The 26,111-nt window shown below is 60.8% G+C and carries 25 protein-coding genes, 3 tRNA genes and 1 riboswitch; of the genes, 13 read left to right on the top strand and 15 right to left on the bottom strand.

The features are described from left to right. Positions 1-101: 101 nt before the first annotated feature. Positions 102-851 carry an AraC family transcriptional regulator gene (locus tag WCL58_RS09200; protein WP_049240784.1) on the top strand — a complete coding sequence of 250 codons (750 nt, stop codon included), beginning with the start codon at positions 102-104 and terminating at the stop codon, positions 849-851. Positions 852-1,010: 159 nt separating this feature from the next. Here the strand turns inward: WCL58_RS09200 and WCL58_RS09195 are convergent. Continuing rightward, positions 1,011-1,100, bottom strand: a tRNA-Ser gene (locus tag WCL58_RS09195). Between the two features lie 92 nt (positions 1,101-1,192). Between WCL58_RS09195 and mtfA the strand changes: the two genes are divergently transcribed. Both mtfA and WCL58_RS09185 read left to right on the top strand, forming a co-directional pair. Then, a complete protein-coding gene (gene mtfA / locus WCL58_RS09190; RefSeq protein ID WP_038872331.1) occupies positions 1,193-1,993 on the top strand; it encodes a DgsA anti-repressor MtfA in 801 nt (266 codons plus the stop codon). Positions 1,994-2,092: 99 nt separating this feature from the next. Beyond that, positions 2,093-2,168 (top strand) — tRNA-Asn (locus tag WCL58_RS09185). Positions 2,169-2,222: 54 nt separating this feature from the next. On the opposite strand, the gene gap is transcribed toward WCL58_RS09185, so the two are convergent. The 4 genes from gap to WCL58_RS09165 form a co-directional block, all read right to left on the bottom strand. Then, complete coding sequence (gene gap / locus WCL58_RS09180; protein ID WP_102984427.1) at positions 2,223-3,233, bottom strand: type I glyceraldehyde-3-phosphate dehydrogenase; 1,011 nt, start codon at positions 3,231-3,233, stop codon at positions 2,223-2,225. A gap of 77 nt (positions 3,234-3,310) precedes the next feature. Continuing rightward, the gene (locus WCL58_RS09175) at positions 3,311-4,285 is read right to left on the bottom strand and encodes a GlxA family transcriptional regulator (protein WP_336850957.1); all 975 of its coding nucleotides are present in this window, start codon (positions 4,283-4,285) and stop codon (positions 3,311-3,313) included. Between the two features lie 126 nt (positions 4,286-4,411). Further along, complete coding sequence (locus tag WCL58_RS09170; RefSeq protein ID WP_141959665.1) at positions 4,412-5,146, bottom strand: SDR family NAD(P)-dependent oxidoreductase; 735 nt, start codon at positions 5,144-5,146, stop codon at positions 4,412-4,414. 13 nt (positions 5,147-5,159) lie between these two features. Beyond that, a complete protein-coding gene (locus tag WCL58_RS09165; RefSeq protein WP_055313476.1) occupies positions 5,160-6,182 on the bottom strand; it encodes an LLM class flavin-dependent oxidoreductase in 1,023 nt (340 codons plus the stop codon). Positions 6,183-6,332: 150 nt separating this feature from the next. Then, a riboswitch (TPP riboswitch) is annotated at positions 6,333-6,435 on the top strand. A gap of 62 nt (positions 6,436-6,497) precedes the next feature. On the opposite strand from WCL58_RS09165, the gene tenA reads away from it, so the two are divergent. From tenA to WCL58_RS09145, 4 genes are read left to right on the top strand one after another with little or no spacing between them, the layout of a single operon-like run. Further along, entirely contained in the window at positions 6,498-7,181 is a 684-nt protein-coding gene (gene tenA, locus WCL58_RS09160; RefSeq protein WP_126180700.1) for a thiaminase II, read from the top strand. Then, positions 7,178-7,918, top strand: coding sequence for an ABC transporter ATP-binding protein (locus tag WCL58_RS09155; protein WP_336850956.1), 741 nt, complete (start codon positions 7,178-7,180; stop codon positions 7,916-7,918). The genes tenA and WCL58_RS09155 overlap by 4 nt, the downstream gene beginning before the upstream one ends. Continuing rightward, positions 7,915-8,682 (top strand): ABC transporter permease, encoded by a 768-nt coding sequence (locus tag WCL58_RS09150; protein ID WP_060437754.1) that lies wholly within the window; start codon positions 7,915-7,917, stop codon positions 8,680-8,682. Before WCL58_RS09155 ends, WCL58_RS09150 begins: the two co-directional genes overlap by 4 nt. 35 nt (positions 8,683-8,717) lie before the next feature. Further along, the gene (locus WCL58_RS09145; protein ID WP_336850955.1) at positions 8,718-9,653 is read left to right on the top strand and encodes an ABC transporter substrate-binding protein; all 936 of its coding nucleotides are present in this window, start codon (positions 8,718-8,720) and stop codon (positions 9,651-9,653) included. 201 nt (positions 9,654-9,854) lie between these two features. On the opposite strand, the gene WCL58_RS09140 is transcribed toward WCL58_RS09145, so the two are convergent. The 4 genes from WCL58_RS09140 to WCL58_RS09125 all read right to left on the bottom strand — a co-directional run bounded on the left by WCL58_RS09140 (position 9,855) and on the right by WCL58_RS09125 (position 14,984). Next, positions 9,855-11,513, bottom strand: a complete 1,659-nt coding sequence (locus WCL58_RS09140; protein WP_336850953.1) for an alpha-keto acid decarboxylase family protein — start codon at positions 11,511-11,513, stop codon at positions 9,855-9,857. Between the two features lie 45 nt (positions 11,514-11,558). Beyond that, positions 11,559-12,299 (bottom strand): SDR family oxidoreductase, encoded by a 741-nt coding sequence (locus WCL58_RS09135; protein WP_336850951.1) that lies wholly within the window; start codon positions 12,297-12,299, stop codon positions 11,559-11,561. A gap of 180 nt (positions 12,300-12,479) precedes the next feature. Beyond that, positions 12,480-13,511 carry a methyltransferase gene (locus WCL58_RS09130; protein WP_336850949.1) on the bottom strand — a complete coding sequence of 344 codons (1,032 nt, stop codon included), beginning with the start codon at positions 13,509-13,511 and terminating at the stop codon, positions 12,480-12,482. A 732-nt stretch (positions 13,512-14,243) separates the two neighbouring features. Then, positions 14,244-14,984: a transporter substrate-binding domain-containing protein gene (locus WCL58_RS09125; protein WP_049198701.1), complete on the bottom strand. Its 741-nt coding sequence runs from the start codon at positions 14,982-14,984 to the stop codon at positions 14,244-14,246. A 286-nt stretch (positions 14,985-15,270) separates the two neighbouring features. Between WCL58_RS09125 and opgB the strand changes: the two genes are divergently transcribed. Together opgB and WCL58_RS09115 are read left to right on the top strand one after the other, a co-directional pair. Continuing rightward, the gene (opgB, locus tag WCL58_RS09120) at positions 15,271-17,574 is read left to right on the top strand and encodes a phosphatidylglycerol--membrane-oligosaccharide glycerophosphotransferase (protein ID WP_336850947.1); all 2,304 of its coding nucleotides are present in this window, start codon (positions 15,271-15,273) and stop codon (positions 17,572-17,574) included. A 138-nt stretch (positions 17,575-17,712) separates the two neighbouring features. Next, positions 17,713-19,176, top strand: coding sequence for an AMP nucleosidase (locus WCL58_RS09115; RefSeq protein ID WP_336850946.1), 1,464 nt, complete (start codon positions 17,713-17,715; stop codon positions 19,174-19,176). 36 nt (positions 19,177-19,212) lie between these two features. On the opposite strand, the gene nac is transcribed toward WCL58_RS09115, so the two are convergent. After that, on the bottom strand, positions 19,213-20,136 hold the full coding sequence (nac, locus tag WCL58_RS09110) for a nitrogen assimilation transcriptional regulator NAC (RefSeq protein ID WP_336850945.1): 924 nt from the start codon (positions 20,134-20,136) through the stop codon (positions 19,213-19,215). Positions 20,137-20,473: 337 nt separating this feature from the next. Here nac and WCL58_RS09105 point away from each other — a divergent pair. Further along, positions 20,474-20,549 (top strand) — tRNA-Asn (locus tag WCL58_RS09105). Positions 20,550-20,792: 243 nt separating this feature from the next. After that, positions 20,793-21,656 carry a hypothetical protein gene (locus WCL58_RS09100; RefSeq protein ID WP_336850944.1) on the top strand — a complete coding sequence of 288 codons (864 nt, stop codon included), beginning with the start codon at positions 20,793-20,795 and terminating at the stop codon, positions 21,654-21,656. Positions 21,657-21,742: 86 nt separating this feature from the next. Here the strand turns inward: WCL58_RS09100 and WCL58_RS09095 are convergent, their stop codons facing one another. Further along, positions 21,743-22,183: a DMT family transporter gene (locus WCL58_RS09095; RefSeq protein WP_043143187.1), complete on the bottom strand. Its 441-nt coding sequence runs from the start codon at positions 22,181-22,183 to the stop codon at positions 21,743-21,745. 17 nt (positions 22,184-22,200) lie between these two features. Continuing rightward, entirely contained in the window at positions 22,201-22,719 is a 519-nt protein-coding gene (locus WCL58_RS09090; protein WP_049197356.1) for a GNAT family N-acetyltransferase, read from the bottom strand. A gap of 38 nt (positions 22,720-22,757) precedes the next feature. Between WCL58_RS09090 and WCL58_RS09085 the strand changes: the two genes are divergently transcribed. Continuing rightward, positions 22,758-23,327, top strand: a complete 570-nt coding sequence (locus tag WCL58_RS09085; protein WP_336850941.1) for a helix-turn-helix domain-containing protein — start codon at positions 22,758-22,760, stop codon at positions 23,325-23,327. A gap of 13 nt (positions 23,328-23,340) precedes the next feature. Here the strand turns inward: WCL58_RS09085 and WCL58_RS09080 are convergent, their stop codons facing one another. From WCL58_RS09080 to WCL58_RS09070, 3 genes are all read right to left on the bottom strand, one after another. Then, positions 23,341-23,634, bottom strand: coding sequence for a DUF2623 family protein (locus WCL58_RS09080; protein ID WP_060451675.1), 294 nt, complete (start codon positions 23,632-23,634; stop codon positions 23,341-23,343). 130 nt (positions 23,635-23,764) lie between these two features. Then, positions 23,765-24,352: a nitroreductase family protein gene (locus WCL58_RS09075; protein ID WP_336850940.1), complete on the bottom strand. Its 588-nt coding sequence runs from the start codon at positions 24,350-24,352 to the stop codon at positions 23,765-23,767. Positions 24,353-24,421: 69 nt separating this feature from the next. Then, positions 24,422-25,318, bottom strand: coding sequence for a LysR substrate-binding domain-containing protein (locus WCL58_RS09070; RefSeq protein ID WP_100396965.1), 897 nt, complete (start codon positions 25,316-25,318; stop codon positions 24,422-24,424). A 115-nt stretch (positions 25,319-25,433) separates the two neighbouring features. Here WCL58_RS09070 and WCL58_RS09065 point away from each other — a divergent pair, with 115 nt between their 5' ends. After that, the gene (locus WCL58_RS09065; RefSeq protein ID WP_336850939.1) at positions 25,434-26,069 is read left to right on the top strand and encodes a flavodoxin family protein; all 636 of its coding nucleotides are present in this window, start codon (positions 25,434-25,436) and stop codon (positions 26,067-26,069) included. The last annotated feature ends 42 nt before the right edge of the window (positions 26,070-26,111 follow it).

The raw sequence follows: 26,111 nt of genomic DNA, 5'->3' as shown, positions 1-26,111 counted from the left end.
AATGGCGCTACCGACAGTCAGGATGTCGCCAGACGGACAAACGTTGTCCGTTATCGCAGCAATAGGCACAAATGGTGAGAACCGGACAGAGGCAGGTAAACATGACATCCCATCACGGTATTGAAGGCCTGCGTCAACTGCGCTACAGCCCCGGCAGCCAAGAGCCCGTCCATCAGCATGAGCAGGGGCAGCTGATTTTGCCGCTGCGCGGCGTGGCGAAAATCGCCACCGCGCAGCATATCTGGCTGCTCTCGCCGGGCCGCGCCATTTGGCTCCCCAGCGGCACACCGCACGGTTTGGAAGCCATCAATGACGTCGTGACGCACAACATCTATTTTACGCCGCCCTTTTCTCGTCGCTATGGCGCACGCCCCCAGGGGTTGAGCGCCACTCCCCTGCTACATCCCCTGATTGCCGCCGGGCTTGAAAACGCCATTTCCGCCGAACGGCTTACGCTCATTCAAAATCTGCTGAGCGATGAGTTTCAACGCATGCAGACAGGCCAACTGTGTCACGTGACCCTGCCGAGCGACCGGCGCCTGCGCCAGGTATGCGATGCTTTGTGCCGCGAATTGGGCCATGGCGAAACGCTCGCCTGGTGGGGGAAAAAGGTCGGCGCCAGCGAACGCACCCTGGCGAGGCTGTTTCGCGAAGAGACCGCGCTGAGCTTTTCCGAATGGCGCCAGCAAATTCGCCTGCTGGAGGCGGTATGCAATCTGGCGCGCGGCGTAGCCGTGGGTCAACTGGCCCACGAACTGGGTTACGCCAGCCCTAGCGCGTTCATCGCCATGTTTCGCAAAAAACTGGGCGTATCGCCGCAACGCTATATTCACAGCGCGCTGGAAGCGTGAAAGTCGGGCAAGCTTCAGATGACGGAATGCCAATATGGCGCGCGAATACACGCTGAAAATCAACGGCAGGCAGTGGATTGTCGTTCAGTGATTTGGCGCCAGGCCAGCGCTATCTGTGATGGGGATCGTTGAAAGATTTATTCGTAAGTGATTGAATAGTGGCGGAGAGAGGGGGATTTGAACCCCCGGTAGAGTTGCCCCTACTCCAGTTTTCGAGACTGGTCCGTTCAGCCGCTCCGGCATCTCTCCTAACAACGCTTGCTATCATGCCCGCTTTTACGGCATTTTTACAGCATTAGCATACCGCTGAACGTTCAAGTGATGAGTTTACGAGCAACCTGATGATTAAATGGCCGTGGAAAGCGACTCAACCCTCTCAACCCCAGGCAGACACTCAGGCCCAGTGGCAGGACGCGTTGGCGATCCCGCTGCTCTCGCCGCTGAATGAGCAGGAGCAGCAGCGGCTGGTGGCCGTTGCCGGGCAGATCTTGCAGCAAAAGCGCATCGTGCCGCTGCAGGGGCTGCAGCTCACCTCGCAAATGCAGGCGCGCATCGCCCTGCTGTTCGCCCTGCCGGTGCTGGAACTCGGCGCAGAGTGCCTCGACGGCTTCAACGAAATTCTGCTCTATCCCACTCCGTTCGTGGTGGAAGACGAATGGCAGGACGAAATTGGCCTGGTGCACTCGGGGCCGGTGGTGCAGTCCGGCCAAAGCTGGGAACAGGGGCCGATCGTGCTCAACTGGCAAGACGTGCAGGACTCTTTCGATCTTTCCGGTTTCAATCTGGTGATCCACGAAGCGGTGCACAAACTGGATATGCGCAACGGCGGCGTCGCTACCGGCGTGCCGCCGATCCCGCTGCGCGAGGTGGCCGCCTGGGAGCACGATCTGCACGCCGCGATGGAAAGCCTGCAGGACGAGATAGACATGGTCGGTGAAGAGGCCGCCAGCATGGATGCCTACGCCGCCACCGATGCGGCCGAGTGCTTCGCCGTGCTGTCGGAGTATTTCTTCAGCGCCCCCGAGCTGCTGGCCGAACGCTTCCCGGCGCTGTATCAGCACTTTTGCCGCTTCTACCGCCAGGATCCGCTGGCGCGCCTGCTGCGCAGCCAGGCGGAAAACGACGCGCAATGGGCTGATTGACGGACACATTGCTCAGATACCGAGCAGTCGCATCACTCAAGGCAATTTAGCGTTGACACACCCGGGGCCGCTGGATATCATGCGCCCCGTTCACACGATTCCTCTGTAGTTCAGTCGGTAGAACGGCGGACTGTTAATCCGTATGTCACTGGTTCGAGTCCAGTCAGAGGAGCCATATTTAGAGAAGCCCGCTTAAGGAAACTTAAGCGGGCTTTTTGCTATGGGGCATTTACAGCCCGCGTTTTTCCATCAGTAGCGCCAGATCGACCAACCGATTGGAGAACCCCCACTCATTGTCATACCAGGCGAGCACTTTCACCAGGTTGCCGCCGATGACCAGCGTAGACAAACCATCGATAATCGATGAGCGCGCGTCGCCCCGGTAGTCGCTCGACACCAGTGGTTCATCGCTGTAGCCCAAAATTCCTTTCAGCGGGCCGGATGCCGCCGCCGCGCGGAAAGCGGCGTTGATTTCCTCCACCGTCGCCGGGCGTTTCAGCGTCACCGTCAGATCGACGATCGAGACGACCGGCACCGGCACCCGCAGCGAGTAACCGGTCAGGCGGCCGTCGAGATCCGGGATCACCTTGCCGAGCGCTTTGGCCGCGCCGCTGGAGTAAGGCACGATCGACTCTGCCGCCGCCCGCGCGCCGCGCAGATCTTTTTCCGGCTGATCGTGCAGCGCCTGGCTGTTGGTATAGGCGTGGGTGGTGTTCATCAGCCCGTATTCGATGCCGAACGCCTGATGCAGCACCTGCGCGGCGGGTGCCAGCCCGTTGGTGGTGCAGCTGCCGTTGCTGACCACTTTATGCAGCGCCGGATCGTAGAGCTGGTCGTTAACCCCCATGACGATAGTGATATCGTCGTTCTTGGCCGGCGCCGAGATAATCACCCGCTTGGCGCCGCCGTGCGTGATGTGCACTTCCGCCTTGGCTTTATCGGTAAAGAAGCCCGTCGCTTCGATCACCACGTCCACGCCCACGCTGCTCCACGGGATCTCGGCGGGATCGCGCTGCGAAAACACCTGAATCGGCCGGCCGTCCAGCAGCAGCTGGTTGTCACCGGCTTCCACCCTGGCCGCCAGCGTGCCGGAAAGCGTGTCGTATTTCAGCAGGTGCGCCAGCGTCTTGCTGTCCGTCAGATCGTTGATCGCCACCACTTCAAAATCGCTGCGCCCCAGCGCCGCGCGCAGCACGTTGCGCCCGATCCTGCCGAAGCCGTTAATGCCTACTTTCACCATGATGCTCTCCTCGTTTTGGGCTTTGCCTCAAATCTAGCCCTGCCACGAGGCGGCGTAAATGACGTTTATCGATCAATTTACGCCAAATTGCGCGCGTGGAAGCGTTCGCGGTATTCGCTCGGGGTCAGCTGCAGTTTGCGCTCAAACACCCGCCGCAGGTTAAGGCCGTTGCCGAAACCGGTGGCCAGCGCGATCTGTTCGATGCCCTCCGCACTCTGCTCGAGGCGCTGCCTGGCGGTATGCAACCGCCCTTCTTCGACGAATTTGGCGGGAGAAATGCCCGTCTCGCGGGTGAACACCCGGGTAAAGTTGCGCGGGCTCATCGCCACGCGTTCGGCCAACCGATCGATGCTAAGATCGTCGGCGAGGTTTTCCAGGATCCAGGACTGCAGGTCGCGGATCGGGCCCGGCGATTTGGCCTGGTTGAGCGGGTAGCGGCTGAACTGCGCCTGCCCGCCGGGGCGACGCAGAAACATCACCAGATCCTGCGCCACTTCGCGCGCCTGCACGAAGCCGTAGTCGTCCTCCACCAGCGCCAACGTCAGGTCGAAGCCGGAGCTGACGCCGCCGGAGGTCCAAATCGGACCGTCCTGCACGTAGATCGGGCCGTTCTCGACCTGCACCCGCGGGAAGCGCACCTGCAGCGTTTCCGCCAGCCGCCAGTGAGTGGTCGCCCGCCGCCCGTCCAGCAATCCGGCCTCGGCCAGCAGCAGAGCCCCGCCGCAAACGGAAGCGATACGGCGCGCCTGTGGCGCCGCGCGGCGCAGCCAATCCGCCACCAGGGCGCCCTCTTCTTCGGTCGCCCCCTTGCCGGCAACAATGACGGTATCGCGCGGCAGGGCCGGATCGAGATCCGCCAGGCGATGGTCGGCCAACAGGCTCAGCCCGGACAGGCCGTGGACCACCCGATGGGATTGCGTGGTGGCGACCGCGATCTGATACAGCGGCGCTTCGGCAGGGCTCAGACGGTTAGCCTGCATCAGGATATCGGCGATGCCCGCCGCTTCGAACAGCATGCCCCCTTCAGGGACGATAATCAGGAATGTATGCATGGCGATAATAAGAAGAACGAGCAAAACAGGTCAGACAGCCACTGTATAAGAAAAGCCTCACCGATTCACCCTGCGGGCATAAAAAAGCCCGCCGGCAAGCACCGGCGGGCCAAAAAAGCACAGCCCTCAAGCCTGCGGCAGGCTCACCCCACCGGCGCGCGCCAACTGCGCCAGCAGCGCCGTTTGAAACGCCTCGTCGTGTACCGCCGCGTGGGGATCGAACCGTTGCTGATGGTGCCAATAGCCGCCGGACGCCAGGGCCTGCGGCTCATCGCTGCTCACCAACCACGCCTGCGTCACATGCCCCAGCGCCAGATCGTCGGGTGCGTCCGCGCCGCCCATTTTGGTCGGCACCCAGCCGGGATCGACCGCGCTGCTGATCACGTCAGGCCACAGGCGCGCCACGGCGGCGGCCAGCGCAGTGACGAACAGCTTGCTGTCCGAATAGGAGCCCGCAGCGCCGCCGAGCCAGTCTACGCCGTTCAGTTCCGGCACGCCGTCAAAGTGCATGCTGCTGCTCAGGTAGACGATGCGCTTGGGGCGTTCGATCAGGGCCGTCAGCAGGTAAGGCGCAATCACGTTCACCGGCATCACCTGCGGCCCGGTAAACATACCGGCGTTATGGATCACCGCGTCCGGGCGGCCGAGGCGATTGACCTGCTCGGCAAGCTGCCGGATCTGCTGCACATCGGACAGATCGCCGATCGCCGCCTGCGCACCGCGATCCAGCAGATCCCGCACCGCGTCCAAACGGCCGGGCTCACGCGCATGCAAAATCACCTGATGCCCTTCGTCCAACAGCGTTTGCGCGGCGGCGCGGCCCAGCCCGTCTACCGAACCGGTAATAAAAATGCGTGACATGTCACTCCTCCGTTTAGCGCCAGCCGAGCGCCGGCGCGACATGGGTTAAAATCGATTCGATCACGTGGGCGTTGTAATCCACGCCCAGCTGGTTAGGCACGGTCAGCAGCAGCGTATCCGCTTCGGCGATGGCCTCGTCCTGCGCCAGCTGCTCGATCAGCACGTCCGGCTCGGCGGCATAGCTGCGGCCGAAGATCGCCCGGGTCTGCGCGTCGATATATCCGAGCTGATCGCCCTCCTTGCCACCGCCGCCGAAGTAGTTGCGATCCCGCTGATCCACCAGCGCGAAGATGCTGCGGCTCACGGAAACCCGCGGCTCATGCGCGTGGCCGGCCTCTTGCCAGGCGGCGCGGTAGGCGCGGATCTGCTTGGCCTGCTGGATGTGGAAGGGTTCGCCGGTCTCGTCGTTTTTGAGCGTCGAGCTTTGCAGGTGCATGCCGAGCTTCGCCGCCCAGACGGCGGTGGCGTTCGAACCGGCGCCCCACCAGATGCGATCGCGCAGCCCGGCGGAAAACGGCTCCGGCCGCAGCAGCCCAGGCGGATTCGGGAACATCGGCTGTGGATTGGGCTCGGCGAACCCTTCGCCGCGCAGCGCTTCCAGGAACACTTCGGTATGGCGGCGGGCCATGTCCGCGTCGCTCTCGCCATCGGCCGGGGCATAGCCGAAATAGCGCCAGCCGTCGATCACCTGCTCCGGCGAGCCGCGGCTGATGCCGAGCTGCAGCCGCCCGCCGGCGATCAGATCCGCCGCGCCGGCGTCTTCCACCATGTACAGCGGATTTTCATAACGCATGTCGATCACGCCGGTGCCGATCTCGATGCGTTGGGTTTTGGCGCCGATGGCGGCCAGCAGCGGGAACGGCGACCCCAGCTGGCGTGCAAAGTGGTGTACGCGAAAATAGGCGCCGTCCGCCCCCAGATCTTCGGCGGCAACCGCCAGATCGATGGACTGCAGCAGCGCATCCGCTGCGGAACGGGTGCCGGACTGGGCGGAAGGCGACCAGTGGCCAAACGAGAGAAAACCAATCTTTTTCATCGGGAATCGTCCTCAAAGGCAAAATCATCGGCCTACAGTGACAAAAATCGCGCGCTCTGCGCCAGCAAAATCGCCCCCGATCGCACTAAACGAACCGATTGCCGCTGCGCCGCCCGGCGATTGTAATCAAAAAACAAATGTCGTATAACAAGCAGCTCCGAGGGGTGTCCTGTTACGGGCTGAGATGGCGCAAGCCGAACCCTTTGAACCTGATCTGGGTCATGCCAGCGAAGGGACGGTTAGGCAACAACGCTCTCACCCGTTGCCTGTTCATACCCCAGCGTGCCCGGATCTCCACTGACTCAAGGAGGTCCCATGTCCATCACCACCCTGTTCGAAAGCGGCCTTTACGGCCGGCTGCGCCAACATGCCGGCAGCCACTGGCAAGATTACGTCGATCACCCGTTTCTGCAGCAGCTGGCCGCCGGCACCTTGCCCGAACGCGCTTTTCGCCGCTACCTGACCCAGGACTACCTGTTCCTGCTGCACTTCGCCCGCGCCTACGCGCTGCTGGTCAGCAAGCTACGCACCCTGCCGGAAATGCGCGCCGCCACGGCGTCGCTCAACGGCATCGTCGCCGAACTGCCGCTGCACGTGGCCTATTGCGCCGAATGGGGGCTGAGCGAAGCGCAGATCGCCGCCCAGCCGGAAGCGGCGGAGACCATGAACTACACCCGTTACGTGCTGGATATCGGCCATGCCGGCGACGCCCTCGACCTGCTGGCCGGCCTGCTGCCCTGCGTGGCCGGCTATGCCGAAATCGGCCTGCGGCTGCTGCACGACCCCGCCACCAAAATGGAGGGCAATCCTTACGCCTCCTGGATCCGCAACTACGGCGACGAGGGCTATCTGGCCGGCGTACGTGCCGCCATCGAGCTGCTGGAAACCGTCGGCCACCAGCGCGGCGCACAGGGCCGCCTCACCGAGCTGGCGCAGATTTTCACCACCGCCACCCAGCTGGAATCGGCATTTTGGCAGATGGGCCTGAACGCCTCATGACCTCCCCGCTTCTCCCGCCCGGCATCCAGGTGCGGGATCTCAGCCTGCGTTTCGGTCAGCAAATCGTCTTCGACCGGCTGAGCTTCGACATCGCCGGCGGCAGCTTCGTCGCCCTGCTCGGCGCCAGCGGCGCCGGCAAAACCAGCCTGCTGAAGATCATCGCCGGCCTGGAACGGGCGACCTCGGGCACGGTGACCGGCAGCGACGGTTTGCCGATCGCCGGGCGCATCGCCTACATGGGGCAAAAAGACCTGCTCTACCCGTGGCTGACCGTCGAGGAGAACGTCGCCCTCGGCTCGCGGCTGCGCGGCGAAACGCCGGACCGGGCGTGGGTGGCGCACCTGCTGGAGCGCGTGGGCCTGGCCGCGCATGGCCGCAGCCTGCCCGCCGCGCTGTCCGGCGGCATGCGCCAGCGCGCCGCCATCGCCCGCACGCTCTACGAACGCCAGCCGATCGTGCTGATGGACGAACCCTTTTCCGCACTGGACGCCATTACCCGCGCCGAGATCCAGAGCCTGGCCGCCGAACTGCTGGCGCAAAACACCGTGCTGCTGATCACCCACGATCCGATGGAGGCCTGCCGCCTGAGCCACCGGCTGCTGGTGCTGTCGCCCTGGCCGCTGGGCCTCGACGATACCCACCGCATCAGCGGGCAACCGCCGCGCGCGCCGGATGACGCCGACCTACTGAAAAGCCAGGCCGAACTGCTGCAACAGCTGGTGAGGGCCGCGCAATGAATATTGCCAAAGAGCGTGGGCTTACCCGCCTGCGGCGTGGGCTGACGGTGTTTGCCGGCCTGCTGCTGCTGTGGTGGCTGGCGGCGCAAAGCGGCATTCCGGCCTTTCTGCTGCCCACGCCGAGCGCGGTGGCGCAGGCGCTGTGGGACGGGCGCGGCTATCTCGCCTGGCACACGCTGGTCACCGCTTCGGAGATCGTCAGCGGGCTGGCGCTGGGCGTGCTGCTCGGCGCGGCGCTGGCGCTGTGCATGATCTTCTCGCCGCGCCTGCAGCGCTGGCTGATGCCGCTGGTGCTCACCAGCCAGGCGATACCGGTGTTCGCCCTGGCGCCGCTGCTGGTGCTGTGGTTCGGCTTCGGCATGAGCGCCAAGGTGGCGATGGCGGTGCTGGTCATTTTCTTCCCGGTGGTGTCGGCCTTTTTCGACGGGCTGCGTCGGGTCAACAACGACTATCTCGATCTGGCGCGCACGATGCGCGCTTCGCGCTGGGCGCAGCTGCGGCACGTGCGGCTGATGGCGGCGCTGCCGGCCTTCGGCTCCGGCCTGCGCATGGCCGCCGCCGTCGCGCCGATCGGCGCCATCATCGGCGAATGGGTCGGCTCGGCCGAAGGGCTGGGCTACGTGATGCTGAACGCCAACGCGCGCATGCAGACCGACGTCTGCTTCGCCGCGCTGTTTATTTTGGTGCTGATGACCGTGCTGCTGTGGGCTGCGGTGGATGCGCTGCTGCGGCGCCTGATCGCCTGGGCGCCGGAAAACGACTGATGATTGCAACCATAACCAGGGATAAAGGAACGACCATGATCAAACAAACCGTTTGCGGGCTGCTGCTCGGCGCCGCCATCACCGGCCAGGCCGGCGCGGCCGAAAAGCTGACGCTGGTGCTCGACTGGTACATCAACCCCGATCACGCGCCGATTATGGTGGCCGAGCAGATCGGCGCCTTCAAGGCCGAAGGGCTGGACGTCAAGATCGTGCCGCCGTCCGATCCGGCGCTGCCGCCGCGGCTGGTGGCCGCCAAACAGGCCGACCTCGCCATTACCTATCAGCCGCAGCTGCATTTCTTCGCCGATCAGGGCCTGCCGCTGATGCGCGTCGGCACGCTGATCAACACGCCGCTGAATACGGTGATCGCGCTGGATAAAAACATTACGTCGCCGGCGGATCTCAAGGGCAAAACGGTGGGTTACTCGGTCAGCGGCATCGAACAGGCGACGCTGGCCACCATGGTCGAACACGAGCACCTCAGGCCGCAGGACATCAAGCTCATCAACGTCAACTTCCAGCTGACCAGCGCCCTGCTGGCGGGCCAGGTCGATGCGGTGATCGGCGGCTACCGCAACATCGAAGCGCTGGAGCTGAAGCTGCAGGGCAAGACGCCGGTGGTGTTCAACGTCGAAGATTACGGCGTGCCGGCCTACGACGAGCTGATCATCGTCGCCCACCGCGATGCGGTGAACGAGCCGAAAATCCGCAAGTTCCTCGCCGCGTTGAAGCAAGGCAGCGACTACCTGCATGCGCACCCGCAGGACACCTGGCTGGCGTTCGCCAAGGCGCACCCGGAGCTGAATACCGAGCTGAACAAACAGGCGTGGCAAGCCAGCCTGCCGCTGTTCGCACGCGATCCGGCCAAGCTGGATCGGGCACGCTACCAGGCTTACGAACAGTTCCTGTTCGACAACCAGCTGATCAAGAAAATCACCCCGGTGGAACAGTACGCGGTGGAGCTGGACTAGGTCATATCCCGTCACCTAAGCAGCAAATCGGGCAATTCCAGTCCGCAAAAGCCTGATGACCGACATCGGGCATTTTGTTTTCTAACGACCAAAGTGAACGCCAGCATTGGAGAATGGAGCAAGCTGCCACGCGATTCCAGACAAAATCAGAAAGCGCCCCTCTGTGGGGCGATTTACTGCGTATGCAATAATCACGGCTCATTACATCCCGTTGTTCATCTGAAGGGCTCGTGATACGGAGTTCAGCAGTGCCGGAATATCCCTGCTCGGCAACACAACTTCAATAAAAGCGAATTGCTGGTTGTCTGCCACAGCACGCAGCGCCTGCTGCAGCTGTTCCAATTCGGTGACGCTCAGCACCTGCACCGAATGTTCGCCGGCTAAGGCTTGCGGCAATAGCGTCCAATTCCACCGGGCAATATCATGGTAACGCTGCTCGGGCCCATGGATAGCCCGCTCAACGGTGTACCCGCCATTGTTCAACAAGAAAATCACGGGCTTCAAACCGTCACGCAACATCGAACCCAGCTCCTGCGCGGTAAACTGCGCGGCGCCATCGCCGATAAACACTAACACTCGGCGCTCGGGCTCTGCGGTTTGCGCGCCGAAGGCGGCCGCCAAGGTATAACCCACTGATGCCCAGAGAGATTGGACAATCAATTTACAGCCCTGAGGCAATCTCAACGCCGCAGCGCCAAAGCAGGCGGTACCTTGCTCTGTGAAGATAATATCCCCCGGACGCAGAAAGTCCTGAATTTGCCGCCAAAAAGCGTTTTGATCGAGGCTCCCGCGTTTAACGCTCGTTGGCGTCGGGCGGCTAATCATTGGCGGCCGCCACTGTTTTGCCAGCCTCAAACTCAGTTGGTGCAGTGTGTGAATCGCCACATGCATCGGGATCTGGCTGAATACACGCTGCCCGACTCGTGCTTCAAACGGGTGGAGACTGATGCATTTTTCTGCGGGAAGACGGTGGCTGAATCCCGCCGTGACGGTGTCGATGAATAACACGCCGACGTTGATCACCACATCCGCCTCCTCTACCCACTGTTTAACCTGCGGAAGGCTAGCCGCGCCGGCATAGGTGCCGGTGAAGCCGGCGTGGGTTTCGTCCAGCGCGCCTTTGCCCAGCAGCAGGGTGGCATGCGGCACCTCAACCTCAGCCATCCACTGTCCCAACGCCTCCGTAACGTTGAAGCGTTCCGCCAAGCCGCCCGCCAAAACTGAAAGCCGGCGCGCCGATTGCAGTTTGTCGCCTGCGGCAGCGATAAACCCCTGTAACGAGGCCTCCGACAGTTCAGCCTGACGCAATGTCAATGACATCGGCCGTGAGGTTAACGGTGCTTCCGCGACGTCACAAGGAAGCACCAGGTAGACAGGACGGCGCTCAAACAATGCCGAGGTCAACAAACGGTCGATTTCTGCTTCTGCATTTTCGACGGTGAGGCAGCTCTGGGCTACGGTCACTTCTTTCGCCATGCGAGCGAAATGGCCAAAATCACCATCCCCCAGCGAATGATGCAGTAAGCTGCCGCCTTGCTGTACGCGCAGTGCCGGAGCCCCAACAACATGGATCACCGGCACATATTCGGCGTAGCTGCCTGCCGTGCCGTTTATTGCGCTGAGCTCACCCACGCCAAAGGTCGTCAGCAACGCAGCCGCCGTCTTACAACGGGCATAACCATCGGCTGCGTAGGCCGCATTCAGCTCATTGGCACAGCCTACCCAGGCTATCTGTCGATGAGCGATCACATGATCGAGAAACTGCAAATTGTAGTCTCCCGGCACCCCAAATATATGGCGGATGCCTATCTGAGCCAGGCGATCGAGAAGGCAATCAGCAACGGTATAATTTTCAGCCATGACAAGAACCTGCCTAAAAGTGAAAAGCGCTGAACGAAACGACAGTCAAAAGATTTCTTGTGTCGGACGCAGAACGATTTCATTGATGTCCACATCGGCAGGTTGCTCAATCGCATAGGCAATCGCCCTTGCCACTGAATCCGCCGGGATAGCCTGCTGATAAAATGTCTGCACGAACTGATTGCTCTGCGCATCCGAACTGCCGAATTTCAGTTCCGAATCCACCGCCCCCGGACAAAGGGTTGTGGTTCGAATATGCGCGCCGACCTCCTGGCGCAGCCCTTCCGAAATCGCACGCACGGCAAACTTCGTTCCGCTATAAACGGCCCCCCCAGGACTGAAAAGTTTTATGCCGGCAACCGAAGCAATGTTAATGAAATGCCCCTCATGTTGTTTTTCGAATACCGGTAACGCCGCGGCGATGCCGTACAGTACGCCCTTAACGTTGACGTCAATCATTCGTTCCCATTCATCGACTTTTGTCATATTCATCGGCGCAATCGCCATCAAACCTGCGTTATTAATCAATACGTCAATACGCCCAAATTGCATGACAGCTGTAGATATCAGGGCGCTCACCTCATCGCGTTGTGTAATATCGACCTGTAACGCCAAGGCTTTGCCCCCTGCGGCAATGCATTCACTGGCCAACAGATCGAGACGTTCTTTACGGCGCGCCGCCAACACCACCGTCGCACCAAGAGAGGCCAGATGGCGGGCGGTGGCAGCCCCCAACCCACTACTGGCTCCCGTAATAACAACCACCTTGCCAGAAACGTTCCCCATTTTTCCTCCTCATCGCCAGGCGAGAATGAATCTATCCATCATTTGTTGACTTCCACACCGTATCAATAACCGGCACGGCAATACGCGCCAGATTAATGACAGGCAGGAAGTCAGCGTTATTATTAAACAGCGTCAGAGCAAAAACTTTCATCGAAATAAAATTGTCAACCCCAGATACAGTTAATTGATGACAGCTTCGACGATAGAGACATAACAGCCAGTATTGATGATACGATTCAGTTTTAAATCGGCGCCAGCCAGCAAGGCGCGCAATTTTTCTTCAGAACGTGTTTGCCCGCCGTCAAAACTGGCCAGCAGCAATAAGTCAATTTCATTACCGCCATGCCAGGCATTACCTTTCGGGATTACGGGTTCCATAATCAGCAGTTTCGAGTTTTCATGCATGGCATTACGACAGCAGCGTAATATCGCGCTCGCTTGCTCATTAGGCCAGTCCATCGTAATGTATTTCAATAAATAAAAGTCGGCCGCAGGGCAAGACTCAAAGAAACTGCCGGCCTGGGTTTGCCAGCGTGAATCGTCACCCAATTCCCAAAGACGGTTTCGCGCCAAGACTTCGGGCCGATCAAAAAGAATGCCGTGCAACGTTGGATTACTGCGTAGAACGCTCAGCAATAACCCCCCCATTCCCCCGGCAATATCCACTACCGTTGCATGTTCAGGGAAGTTATAACTGCGCGTTAAGAATAAGTTTTCTACCTTGGACATGGAAGACATACCGGTATGGAAATCATATCCGTCTCTTTGGTTGCTCTCTTCCGACCAATATTCATAGAAAGACATGCCGTATAAATTTTTAAAGGCAGAGTCGCTGCGCAAACTCTCAACAAGATTACCCAGCGGTGACCAAAATGTTTCATCAGTCAGCATGAGCACCGCTGAACGCAACGATTGAGGGGCATCCGAACGAAGAAATTCTGCGGCCGGCGTCAGTGTAAAACGACCATCGTCCAATTCTTCAAAGATTTTTTTCGATGCGAGCATGCGCAGGACGCGGTACAACTTCTGCCCATCGACATTCACCTCTCGACCGAGATCATCCGCCGTCCTTGCGCCTTCCTTAAGATAATCCGCGATGCCTAAAACCGCAGCGGCCCGCAACGCGGCCTGGTAGGTAAACCCCATTGATTGCTCTAAAAGGTGGACTGCCGCCGCATCGCTCTCAGAAATACCATTACGATTGTTTTCCATAAAATCATTTCCTCTTCTCATTTATCCACAAAAAAAATGGAAAGAAACCATTAAGAAACCGAATTAATGATCAGTTGAAAATAAATTAAATACACATACAAAGTGACGAGACCACGCAGGCGAAAACTAATAGATAAAGTATGCCACAGCAGCACATCGCCTTGATTGACTATCATTATTGGATAAAAATCCATTCCCACCTCGCCAGAAAAACGAGACCGGCGTGATTAAAAAAATCATTCCTTTAGCTATGCAGTTAGCGTTGCTTCTTTAGAACATCGCATCACACCTCATCACATCAAGACGCTAAAAAAACATCATATTTAAAATAAATAGACATTCATTACAATTTTAATAATTCCATTTAAAATAGACACACAAATAAAAAGGTTATTTGAATTCACATCAAATTCTGGTCGTTTTCAATGGAAAGTCAAGGTGGTTTATTTTTCGTAGCACAACTAATTGATAAGCATAATTAAATAAAAAATCGGAATAGTATAAAAAAGATAAATATTCAGGCTGGCATATTTTTTGTATCGATTTAATTGGAGTGGGCCTCTGCATCTGACAGCCGATACGGTTGGCCCCCCAAGCCCTGCTTTCGGTCGGCCAAAATACGCCTTCGCATTCGCACACGGCGATTACGGTTTGCATCGCGATCGCGTTTTGAGCGAGCCCTGGTTCACTCTGTCACAGAAACAAGCAGCTGCTGTAGTGCATGTCGACTGATCACGCCGAGGCGGCCGGTGGCGCCACCGTCACCTCGCCCTGGCCGCTGCGCTGCAAGGCCGCCTTCACCAACCCGTTGGCCTTGCAGCGCTCGATAAAATCGTTCACGTAGGCGGCGCCCTGAGTTTTTTGCCGCGGCACCGCCATCGCCTGCCGGATGGCGGTGAAGTGCCCCTCCAGCACCCGGTAGCCGGGATGGGCGGCCGCAGCGGCCAACAGCGGCTGGCGCACGCCGGCCGCCGCCTCCAGCCCCCGTTCGAAAAACAGCGCGATCGCCTCGGCGGAGGTTGCCGCCCGCACCAGCTGCGCCTGCTGCAGCGTGCGCGATAAAAACAGATCGTACGCCGCCCCCTGGCCGACCGCGATGCGCACCTCCGGCCTATCGAGCTGCGCCACCTCAAAGTAAGGCGCGTCGTTCGCCACCAGATAGGTTCCCTCGATGATCACGTAGGGCTCGCTGAAGGCGATCTGCGCCGCGCGCACCGGCTCGATGGCCATAAACGCCAGGTTCCAGGCGCCGCTGTCCAGGTCGGCGAACACCTTGCCCGCCGCGTCATAGGTGACCAGTTCGAGCGCCACGCCCAGTTCCTGGGCCAGCGCGGCGGCCAGCTCCACCGAAGCGCCTTGCGGTTTGCCACCGGCCCCGGCCTGTGCCAGCACCGGATTGCCGTAGTTGATCGCCGCGCGCAACACGCCTTGCGGGGCCAGATCGTCGAGTACCGCGGCGGGAATCGTCTGCATACTTCCTCCTGAATGGCTGATGGGCGCACCGTCGTGGCGCTCATTAAGCGTAGAGCGAAACCTCCGACCAGCAAGCTTTAGCCGCCGAGGCCGCCGTCGGCGTGATTAACGTCACACTATTGTCATAAAAATGTACAATAGCCGCCGCTCGTCGGCCGTAGCGGGAGATCGCGCGTTGTTCCGCCGCCGGCAATAGGCTATACCCTTCACTTTTCGCGCCGCGGCACGCTCGGCGGCGCAAACCAGGGCAGCAACGGTTTTATTTCAATCAGACAAGGTTTGGCGGATGGTTTTAGCAGTCGTTTCGTTTGTTCTCTTTTTGGCGTCGATTTTGATTTATCGCACCCGGGCCGCCGCCAACCGCTGGTGGTTCGCCATTTTGCTGACGCTGCTCGGCAGCTATCTGGTGCTGAACGTCATCCTGATCGCCAGCAACTACTTCACCGGCGACGGCATCACCGACGCGGTGATTTACACCGTCACCAGCAGCCTCAAAGGCGCGGGCATCAGCAAATACGTGCTGCCGTTTATCGGCCTGCTGGCGGGGTTGGGGCTTATCTTCGCGGTGCTGGCCCGCAGCCTGCTGCGCCGCAAGGCCAAAGGCAGCAGCGTGGCCTACAGCGTCGTCGCCGTGCTGCTGGCGCTGTTTTCGGTCGGCACCACCCCGGCGTTTCAGGACATCTCGCTGCTGGTCAAGAGCCAGATCGTCGGCGATACCGCCGATTTCACCACCTACTACAAGGCGCCGAAAAAGACCGTACAGGGCAAGCGGCCGAACCTGGTGTACATCTATGCCGAGAGTCTGGAGCGCACCTACTTCGATACCGAGCTGTTTCCCGGCCTGGCCGACGAGCTGAACGCCCTGCGCACGGACAGCATCGATTTCAGCAACACCCAGCAGCTGCCGGGCACTGGTTACACCATCGCCGGCATGGTCGCCTCGCAGTGCGGCATTCCGCTGTTCGCACCTTTCGACGGCAACGCCTCCAGCGCGGTCTCCACCTTCTATCCGGAAAACGTCTGCCTGGGCGACGTGCTGAAGGCCGCCGGCTACAGCAACTATTTCTATCAGGGCGCAGAGCTGGCGTTCGCCGGTAAAGACACCTTCCTGAAATCCCACGGTTTCGACCACGTTTACGGCTTCAAAGAGCTGCGCGAACAGGTCGCCGATCCGAGCTACAAAAACGACTGGGGCTGGTACGACGACAGCGTGCTGGACGTGGTGTACGGCAAGTTCGTCGAGCTGTCCAGGCAGCGCCAACCGTTCTCGCTGTTCACCCTGACCGTCGACACCCATCACCCGGACGGCTTTATCTCCGCCGGCTGCAGCAAGAAAAGTTACGCCTGGCAGAATAAAGAAAATCGCTCGCTAAGCGCGGTGGCCTGCAGCCAGCAACACATCGCCGCGCTGATCGACAAGATCAAACGCTCGCCCTATTTCAGCAACACCGTGATCGTGGTGTCCTCCGATCATCTGGCGATGAACAACACCGCCTACGATATCCTGACCAAACAGAAGCGCCGCAACCTGTTCTTCATCATCGACGGCACCCGGCCGCTGGCGGAACAGCGCAACGAGAAGCGCAGCACGCTGGACAACGGCGCCACGGTGCTGGACGTGATGGGCGGCGACAACTACATCGGCCTCGGCCGCAGCAGCCTGTCGGCGCCGTCGCTGTCTACGGTGTTCCTGAACATCGAAGAGAAGATCAACGGCTGGAAACCGGCGGTGATCAACCAGTGGGGCCTGCCGAACCGCATCAGCGACTACAGCGTCGATACGCGCCAGCGCAGCTTCAGCTTCTCCGGCGTCACCTACAAGGTGCCGTTCATTCTGCGGGTAGGCGATAACCGCATCGAACCGATGTTCAACGTCTACCTTTCCACCCCGCTGCGCAAACAGCTGGCCGGGCTGGGCGCGGGGGAAAAATTCGTCTGGGTCGATAAATGCTATGAGATCGGCCGGGTCTGGGCGCCGCAGCTGGCGCTAAGCACCGACATCTGCGTGGCCTCCGGCACCCTGGCCTCACCGCCGCAGATCGTGCAGGCCAGCGGCGAACGCTTCCGCAGCAAGGTGAGCTTTACCGCCCCGGCGGCAGACAGCGTCGCCGATTATCAAAACGCCGTTGCTCGCCTGCAGGTGGACGACGCGGCGATGAAGTACCGGGCGGACAGCATCGAGTTCATGCTGCCCGGCCTGCCGGAGCAGGTGAAGGCCATCACCGGCGTTTCCGGCGTCGAGGAGTGGGGCCGCTGGTCCGACGCCAACCTGGCGCCGGCGGTCGACATCGATTACGTCGATCCGCTGCCGAAGCGCTTCGATCTGGTGCTGCGCGCCCGCGCCTACGGTAATAACGTCGGCGAACCGATTTCGGTGCGCGTCGGCGACGAAGAGCGCTTCGTGTCGCTCGGCGAACAGGACAGCACCGTCACCCTGCGCTTCGACAACCCGCGCGGCGCGCAGAAGATCAGCATTACCCCGCCGGCCCCCACCGAGCCGAAAGAGAGCGCCAGCGGCGGCTTTACGCCGAAGAAACTGGGCATCGGCCTGGTGTCGCTGAAGGTCGAGGCGGCCGCCCCCGCCTCCTGATCCCCACGCCTTCACGGGCGCGGTATTTTCTTTGCCGCGCCCGTCATTTCGACCAAGCTTTTACGCCCTTCTTCGGCTAACCTGTGACGGTAAAACGCCGCAACCCCGCCACAGAGCCGGGACATCCAAGGAGAAAGTATGAGCTATGCCCCACCTCGCAGCGGCCTCAGCGCCGATCAGGCACTCGATCAACTGGAAGCCCTGTATGACGCCGCGGTAGACGCGCTGCGTCAGGCGGTCGGCGACTTTATCAGCCACGGTACGCTGCCGGATGCGCAGGCGCGCGCCGCCGGGCTGTTCGTGTATCCCGAACTGCGCGTCAGCTGGGACGGTCAGCAATCCGGCCCGAGCAAAACCCGCGCCTTCGGCCGCTTTACCCATCCCGGCAGCTACAGCACCACCGTGACCCGGCCGCAGCTGTTCCGCCACTATCTGGCCGAACAGCTGGCGATGCTGGAGCACGATTACGCCGCCCATATCGAAGTGGCGCCGTCGCAGCAGGAGATCCCGTTCCCTTACGTGATCGACGGCTCCAGTCTGGCGCTCGATCGCTCGATGAGCGCCGGCATCGCGCAGCATTTCCCCACCACCGAGCTGGCGCAGATCGGTGACGAAACCGCCGACGGCCTGTACCACACCACCGACAACCATTTCCCGCTGTCGCATTTCGATGCGCTGCGCGCGGATTTCTCGCTGGCGCGGCTGCGGCACTACACCGGCACGCCGGTGGAACACTTCCAGCCGTTCGTGCTGTTCACCAACTACACCCGCTATGTGGATGAGTTCGTGCGCTGGGCCTGCGCCCAGATCGCCGATCCGGCCAGCCCGTACATCGCGCTCTCCAGCGCCGGCGGCACCTACATCACGCCGGAAACCAGCGCCCCGGAACAGGCGGTGTCCGATCTGGCGTGGAAAAACCACCAGATGCCGGCCTATCACCTGATCTCGCGCACCGGCCAGGGCATCACGCTGATCAACATCGGCGTCGGCCCGTCCAACGCCAAAACCATCTGCGATCACCTGGCGGTGCTGCGCCCGAGCGCCTGGCTGATGATCGGCCACTGCGGCGGCCTGCGCGAAAGCCAGTCGATCGGCGATTATGTGCTGGCCCACGCCTATCTGCGCGACGATCACGTGCTGGATTCGGTGCTGCCGCCGGATATCCCGATCCCGAGCATCGCCGAGGTGCAGCGCGCCCTGTACGACGCCACCAAGATGGTCAGCGGCATGCCCGGCGAAGAGGTCAAACAGCGCCTGCGTACCGGCACCGTGGTCACCACCGACGATCGCAACTGGGAACTGCGCTATTCCGCTTCGGCGCGGCGCTTCAACCTCAGCCGCGCGGTGGCGGTCGACATGGAGAGCGCCACCATCGCCGCCCAGGGTTACCGCTTCCGGGTGCCGTACGGCACGCTGCTGTGCGTCTCCGACAAACCGCTGCACGGTGAAATAAAACTGCCGGGCCAGGCCAACCGCTTCTATGAAGGGGCGATCTCCGAGCACCTGCAGATCGGCATCTGCGCCATCGATCTGCTGCGCGCCGAGGGCGATCGCCTGCACTCGCGCAAGCTGCGCACTTTCAACGAGCCGCCGTTCCGGTAACGGTTCTGAGGCCCGCTGCGGCGGGCCGTTTTTTCCTCAACGCACCAGCGCCAGCGCGCGTTTCTCCTGGCTGCGGCCGCCGGCGATCGACAGCAACATGTCTTTGACCAGCAGCGCCGGGGCGGACAGCGCCTGTTGGCCCGACATGCACAGCGCCAGCGGCACCGACATCGTCGGCGCATTGATGCGCGCCATCCAGGCCTTGGCCGGGCCGATCATCGCGCGCGCCACCGACTCCGGCAGCACGGTCGCCCCCAGTCCGCCGGCGATCGCGGCGCTCAGCGCGCCCGAGGATTCGATCTCCCCCACCACGTTGACAGCCAGCTTGCGCAGCGCCATCGCCTCCTCCAGCTGGTTGCGCACCGCATCGCCCTCGCGCGGCAAGAACAGGTTCAGCCGCGCCACGTCCAGCAGCTCGACGCTGTTGCCGGGATGCGGCACCGCGCGCGTCGCCACCAGATAGAGATCTTCCCGCATCAGTGCGATGGCGTGCAGCCCGGCGGGCATTTTGGCGCCGTAGACCATCGCCATGTCCAGCGTCTGGTTGGCCACCTGGGCGGCCAGCGCCGCGCCGCTGTTTTCATGCAGGCTGAGCAGGATGCCCGGCTGCTGATCGCGCAGGCTCTGCAGCAGCGGCAGCGCCAGCTGCGCCGCGGTGCTGCCCGATGCCAACCCAAGAGACACCTGGCCGCTCATCGCCTGCCCGGCGCTGTTGACCGCGCTCTGCGCCTGCTCGCACTGGCGCAGAATGGTCTGCGCGTGGGCGTAGAGAATATTGCCGGCCTCGGTCGGCTGCACCCCGCGCTTGGTGCGGATCAGCAGCTGCTGTTTCAGCTCCCCCTCCAGCGTCGCCAGCTGCTGGCTGAGCGCCGGCTGGGCGATGTGCAACACCTCCGCCGCCTGGGTCAGGCTGCCGATATCAACGATTTTCACGAAGTACTTCAGACGTCTGAAATTCATAGTGCCTCCAGCGAGCCGCTAAATTGAGAATGCCGAAATCCGGTCAGGCACCGCAGCAAGATCCGGGCCAGAGTCGGTAAACGGCCACGGAGGCGGGATATCAGGCGGCCGATGGCCGTTCGCCGGGCGGCGCGCGCCACCACGCGGGGCAGGCGTTGCACCACAGTCAGGCAACGGCACCGAACAACGGGCCATCCGGGGGCACTGCGCGCGGGATAAGCGATAAAAGCGAGAAAAAGCAGCAGGTTGGGCAATCTTGCAGCAAACGAACGCGTCGGGCGTTTTCACGCTTTACAAGCCGCAACCGCCCCGCTATTATTCGCCCCGTTCACACGATTCCTCTGTAGTTCAGTCGGTAGAACGGCGGACTGTTAATCCGTATGTCACTGGTTCGAGTCCAGTCAGAGGAGCCATATTTAGAGAAGCCCGCTCAGGGAAACCTGAGCGGGCTTTTTGCATCTGCGCCGTTACCTCTCCGCTTCAGGTTCACCCTATTCGCAAAAAGCGCGCTGCATACCCGACCTTTGCCATGATTTCCCACCGAAATTTTATTTTCCCACGCTCGCCATCCGCGCCGAGGGTCAAGCATTGCAGTCAGCGATCGGCCGTAGGTATAATTATTGTTCGATAACGCGTTATTACAGGGAGTGTTGGCGATGAAAAAATTATTGTTGTTGTGCCTGCCGGTTATTTATTCGTGTAACGTCTATTCAAGCGAAAAGACCTGTTCTGAATTTTCCTCTTCCGTGAATACTTTCAATAACATGATCTTGGCGCAAGATGTCTCCACCAAGCAAACGCCCAAAAAAGTCAGCATGCGCATAGAAAGCAAAGACGATTATATAAAGGCCGATACGCAGATGGAATTTGATGAATGCGGCGCATTGTTACGCTCACGCAGTAATAAAACCATCAGGTCGCGGATTAATAACAATGTCTTGCTGACCCAGTTCAATGGTGCCATAGATAAAAATCATAAGAACTGGGATTACAACATGACCTTCAAGATGTCGATGATTGAACATGGCGATGCCCAATCTGAACTGATCACACAAAAAATGAGCGGTTCATTCCTGACAGACAGCAATGGAAAAATAATCCGTTCTGAGGACACATCCGATATTTCTGCCGGAAAAAATCAACAGTCCGGCAAAGCGCTAACCACATTCTCAACGGATGAGGCAGGCAGGCTCTCCGGTTCAAGCCGGGTGAGCACATTGGGCAATGACAGTGGCAACACCGTTTATAGTTATGACGCTAAAAACCGTTTAATAAGAACACTATCAGGTCCAACAACCGCAGATTTTACTTATGATAACGACGATAGAGAGTTAACCAGCAAAGAAGTGATGAAGTCCTTCACTACAGAAACGACCATAACCACCTGTAAAAGCTGGGATAAGTTTGGAAGATGCATTAATGCTCAGCAAAATATTTCAATTTTGATTAAAGACGTGAAGAAAAACCGGGATAACGTCTACGGCCATGTTGCAGAAATAAAGTATGACTATGTTTACTAGATTGTTATCGGGGGAATAGTTTCCCCCGATAACATGCGGCGTAGCTCAAGGCGCAGAAACAATCCCGGCGGCGGCAAACCGCTCCCTCAAAAGCTGCGTTTCGCCACCAGATAGGCGCCCGCCACCAGCAGTAGGGCGCCGAACAGCGCCGGCAGATTCTCGCGCAGCGCCGCCGGGCCGGCGCGGTAGACGTCCACCAGCAGCCCCATGCACAGCTGGCTGGCGACCAGGATCGAGATGGTGGCCGCCGCCCCCAGTTTTTGGTAGCCAAGGATACCGGCAAACACGAACAGCGATCCCAGCAGCCCCGGCAGCAGCATCCACCACCTGGCGGCGCCGGTCACTTCCGCCACCGCGCCGAGGCCGTTTTTGGCCAGCAGCAACCCCACCAACAGCAGCAAACCGACGCTGGAGTTGATCACCAGCGTGATAAGGATGGTCGAGACACTTTCGGTAATGCGCACCATCAGCAGATTCTGCACCACCAGTCCCATTCCCGCCGCGATCAGCAGCAATAGCATATTCATCGCCCTGTCTCCCAGGATCAGCGCGCCGGCGGCGCCGTTCGCTCGTCGAGCGTCAGCTGCAGGAAAGTCAGATCCAGCCATTGGCCAAATTTGGCGCCCACCTGCTCCATGCGCCCCACCTCGCGGAACCCGAGCGCCAGATGCAGCTGAATGGAGGCCTGATTGCCGGATTCGATGCCGGCCACCATCACGTGCTTGCCGATCTCCCGCGCCCGTGCGATCAGGGCGATCAACAGCGCTTTGCCAATCCCTTCGCCGCGATGCGCCTGATGGACATACACCGAGTGTTCTACGGTATGGCGATAGCCGTCCCAGGCGCGCCAGTCGCCGAACGACGCGTAGCCGATCGCCTCGTCCGCGCCGTTCACCGCCACCAGCACCGGGTAGCCCGCCGCCTGCCGTTCGCCGATCCACGCCGCGCGATTGGCCGCATCCACGGTTTGTTCATTCCAGATGGCGGTGCTGTTCAACACCGCGTCGTTATAGATGGCGGCAATCGCCGCGCTATCGTTGAGCGTCGCATTTCGTATAATCATGGTTTACCCCGGCCAATTGTCCACTATAATACTACGATATGAATATTAAATTAGACAATCTAAATCAGCTGATCGGCGCACGCATTCGCATTGAACGCGAGGCGCGCCACTGGTCGCTGTCCGATCTGGCCGAGCAGGCGGGCGTCTCACGGGCGATGGTTCATAAGATCGAGCGCGGCGAGAGCAGCCCGACGGCGATGCTGCTGGGCAGGCTGGCGGGAGCGTTCGGCCTCAGCATGTCCAAGCTGATCGCCCGGGCGGAAACGCAGGAAGGCCGGCTGCTGCGCCGGGAAGATCAGCCGGTATGGGTCGATCCGGAGAGCGGCTACGTGCGGCGCCACGTTTCGCCGCGCACCGATCTGCCGCTCGATCTGGTGCGTATCGAACTGCCGGCCGGCGCGACGATCCCGATGCCGGCTTCGGTGTATGCCTTCAAGCGCCAGCTGATCTGGGTTTTATCCGGCGAGTTGGTCTTTGTGGAAGGTGACGTGCGCCATGACATGGCCGAGGGAGACTGCCTGGAGCTCGGCCCACCGGCGGACTGCCGCTTTGAAAACCAGAGCGACCAACCGTGCGTGTATATGGTGGCGGTGCTGAGCGCCGCCTGACGCCCCGCCCGCGCTAGCCCTGCGTCGGCCGGTTATAGCCGGCGCGGAAAAACTTCTCCGCCAGCCGGCTGTCGCCGCCGGAAAAGAACTCGCTCATCGGCTCACTGCCGAGGCCATAGGCGCGACTCAGCTGCCCGGCTTCGAACGCCGCCCGGTTTTCGTCGCCGCAGCGCTGCGCCAAATGGTGCGCATAGCCGAGCACAAAGCCGCGCTTATAGTCGGAGCAAAAGCGCGACAGCTCCGCCTCCGGCTTCAGGTTCTCCGCCTTTAGCCCCGCCAACAGCCCTTTGCCAAAATGGTCACCCACGGTTTCCTCCTCATTACGCCATCGCTATATAACAAAATATACAGCGAATAAGCGAACGAGAACATACTCCCTAAGTTTTACTCGCCGCATATAAAAGGCCCGCCAAGCGGGCCTGAGGGAAAGCGGGCAATCACAGCATGAAATTCAGCCCTTCGCTGACGGTCTTGCCCAGCGGCAGGCGGCCCGACGGCGCCTCTTTTTCCTGCAGGAAATCCGGCAGGCGGGCCTTGTCGCCCGGTTTACCGATCGCCACCATGGCGTGCACCGCATAGTCGTCCGGCAGCTGCAGCGCCGCCTTAATCTTGTCGTGGTGAATGCCGCTCATGCAGTGGGTCAACCAGCCTTTCAGGTGCGCCTGATGCGCCAGGCTGGCCCAGGCGGCGCCGGTGTCGAACGCGTGGGTCGGGTTGTCCACCAGCCGTTCGCCGTTCAGGCTGGTGGTTTTGGAGACGATCACCACCAGCGCCGAAGCGTGCTGCGCCCAGCCGCGGTTGAAGTCGATCAGGAATTCCAGGTAGTTCTCCCAGCTGTCGGAACCGTGCTTACTGTAGGCAAAGCGCCACGGCTGAATGTTGTAGGCCGATGGCGACCAGCGCGCCGCTTCAAAAAAGCTCAGCAGCGTTTGATCGTCGATGGCGTCGTTGGCCATCGCGCGCGGCGACCAGCGCTCGATAAATTGCGCATCAATCGGGTAATCGGAGGTTCTTGGCTGGCTCATGATAGGTTCTCGCAGTGAAGTAAAAACAAAAGTTCGCTGATATTCCCACAGCTTAGGACGATAAAACTTTTATTTCGTGCCATTGCCCTGCGGCAGCTCCTGCTGCAGCCAGGCGAGAAACGCCCTGACCGGCGGATGCCGCTCGCGCCCCGGCGCGCACAGCACGCTGTAGGCGGCGCCCGGTACGCGCACCTCCGGCCGGTACGCCACCAGCAGGCCGTTGTCCACCATATCGGACACCATCACCGAACTGGCGAGCACCAGCCCCTGCCCGGCCACCGCTGCCTGCAGGGCGTAATGCTCCTCGTGATAGCTGCGCATCGCCGCATGGCGCTGCCACCAGTCTACGCCGGCAGCCCGGCACCAGTCATGCCAGCCGCTGTCGTACAGCGCCGAATCCCCCCACTTGACGGTGATCAGCACCGGATTTTCCGGCTCGGCGGCGGCCAGCCCCGGTGCGGCGTAGACGCCAAAGCTTTCCTCCAGCCGCGCCGTCTGATGCAGCGCGGGATACTGCGCGCGGCTGTAACGCACTGCCACGTCCACGCTGGCGTCCTGCTGCAGATCGATCACCTCAGCGCAGGCCTCCAGGCGCACCAGATAGTGTGGGTACGCCTGGTAGAAACGCCCCAGGCGCGGCACCAGCCACAGCGCCGCGAAAGAGTGCGTGACCGAGACGCACAGCGACCCGGTGCTGGGCTGCGGCCGCAGGCCCTCGAGCGTGGCGGCGATGTCCAGCAGCGCGCCGTGCACCCCGGCAAACAGCGTTTCGCCTTTCGGCGTCAGCCGCACGCCGCGCGGCACCCGCTCGAACAGCGCAAACCCCAACTGCTGTTCCAGCGCTTTGATCTGGTGCGAAATCGCCGTCGGCGTCACCGCCAGCTCGGCCGCCGCCAGCTTGAAGCTGCGCAGGCGAGCGGCGGATTCAAAGGTGCGTAATGCGTTGACGGGCAGCGTGGCAAACATGGCGAAGCCTCTTGAGATGAGTTGAAATCATCCTGGCAGAAAAGCGGTCATTTGTCGCCCGCCGGCACTTGTTTCTAGAGTAGGGCTGAATCCACTTCATACCGAGGAACATGACATGAATACAACTCATCAATCTAAACGTCTGGTGGTGTTGGTCGGCAGCCCGCGCCGCGACGGCAACAGCGCCACGCTGGCGCAGGCGATCCTGGCGGGCGCCGCCGAAGCCGGCACGTCCGCCAGCCTGCATTTTCTCGATGATTACCTGAGCGGTTTTCTGAGCGATGAACGCCACACGCCGCCGCCGGCCGATCGCTACGCAGAGCTGTTCCTGGAGCACTTCCTGCCGGCCGATGGCGCGGTATTCTGCACGCCGATTTACTGGTACGGCATGTCGGCGCAAACCAAAGCCTTTTTCGATCGCTCGTTCAGCTTCTATTCCAACGCCTACCCTCAGGCGGAACAGGTGCACCAGCGCATGAGCGGCAAGCGTATCGGGCTGGCGGTAGCGTCGGAAGAGACCTACCCCGGCGCGGCGCTGGGCATCGTGCATCAGATCCAGGAGTTCAGCCGCTACACCCATTCCGCATTCGTCGGCGTGGTGCACGGCGCCGGCAACCAGCGCGGCGAGATCGCCCGCGATCCGCGCTATCCGCTGCAGGCCGCCCGCGAACTGGGGCGCGAGTTCTTCACTCGCCCCTATTCGGATTATCAGATGGACAGCCCGCGCAGTACGCAGGTCTGGGAGGAGTAAGCGCGGCGCCCGGCGGCAATTGCAAACATAACGTTAGCATCT

Source organism: Serratia sp. TMDUHS_CL (assembly GCF_037137105.1).
GTDB classification, from domain to species: Bacteria; Pseudomonadota; Gammaproteobacteria; order Enterobacterales; family Enterobacteriaceae; genus Serratia; species Serratia nevei.
This window is presented reverse-complemented; position numbering and strand designations above follow the sequence as displayed.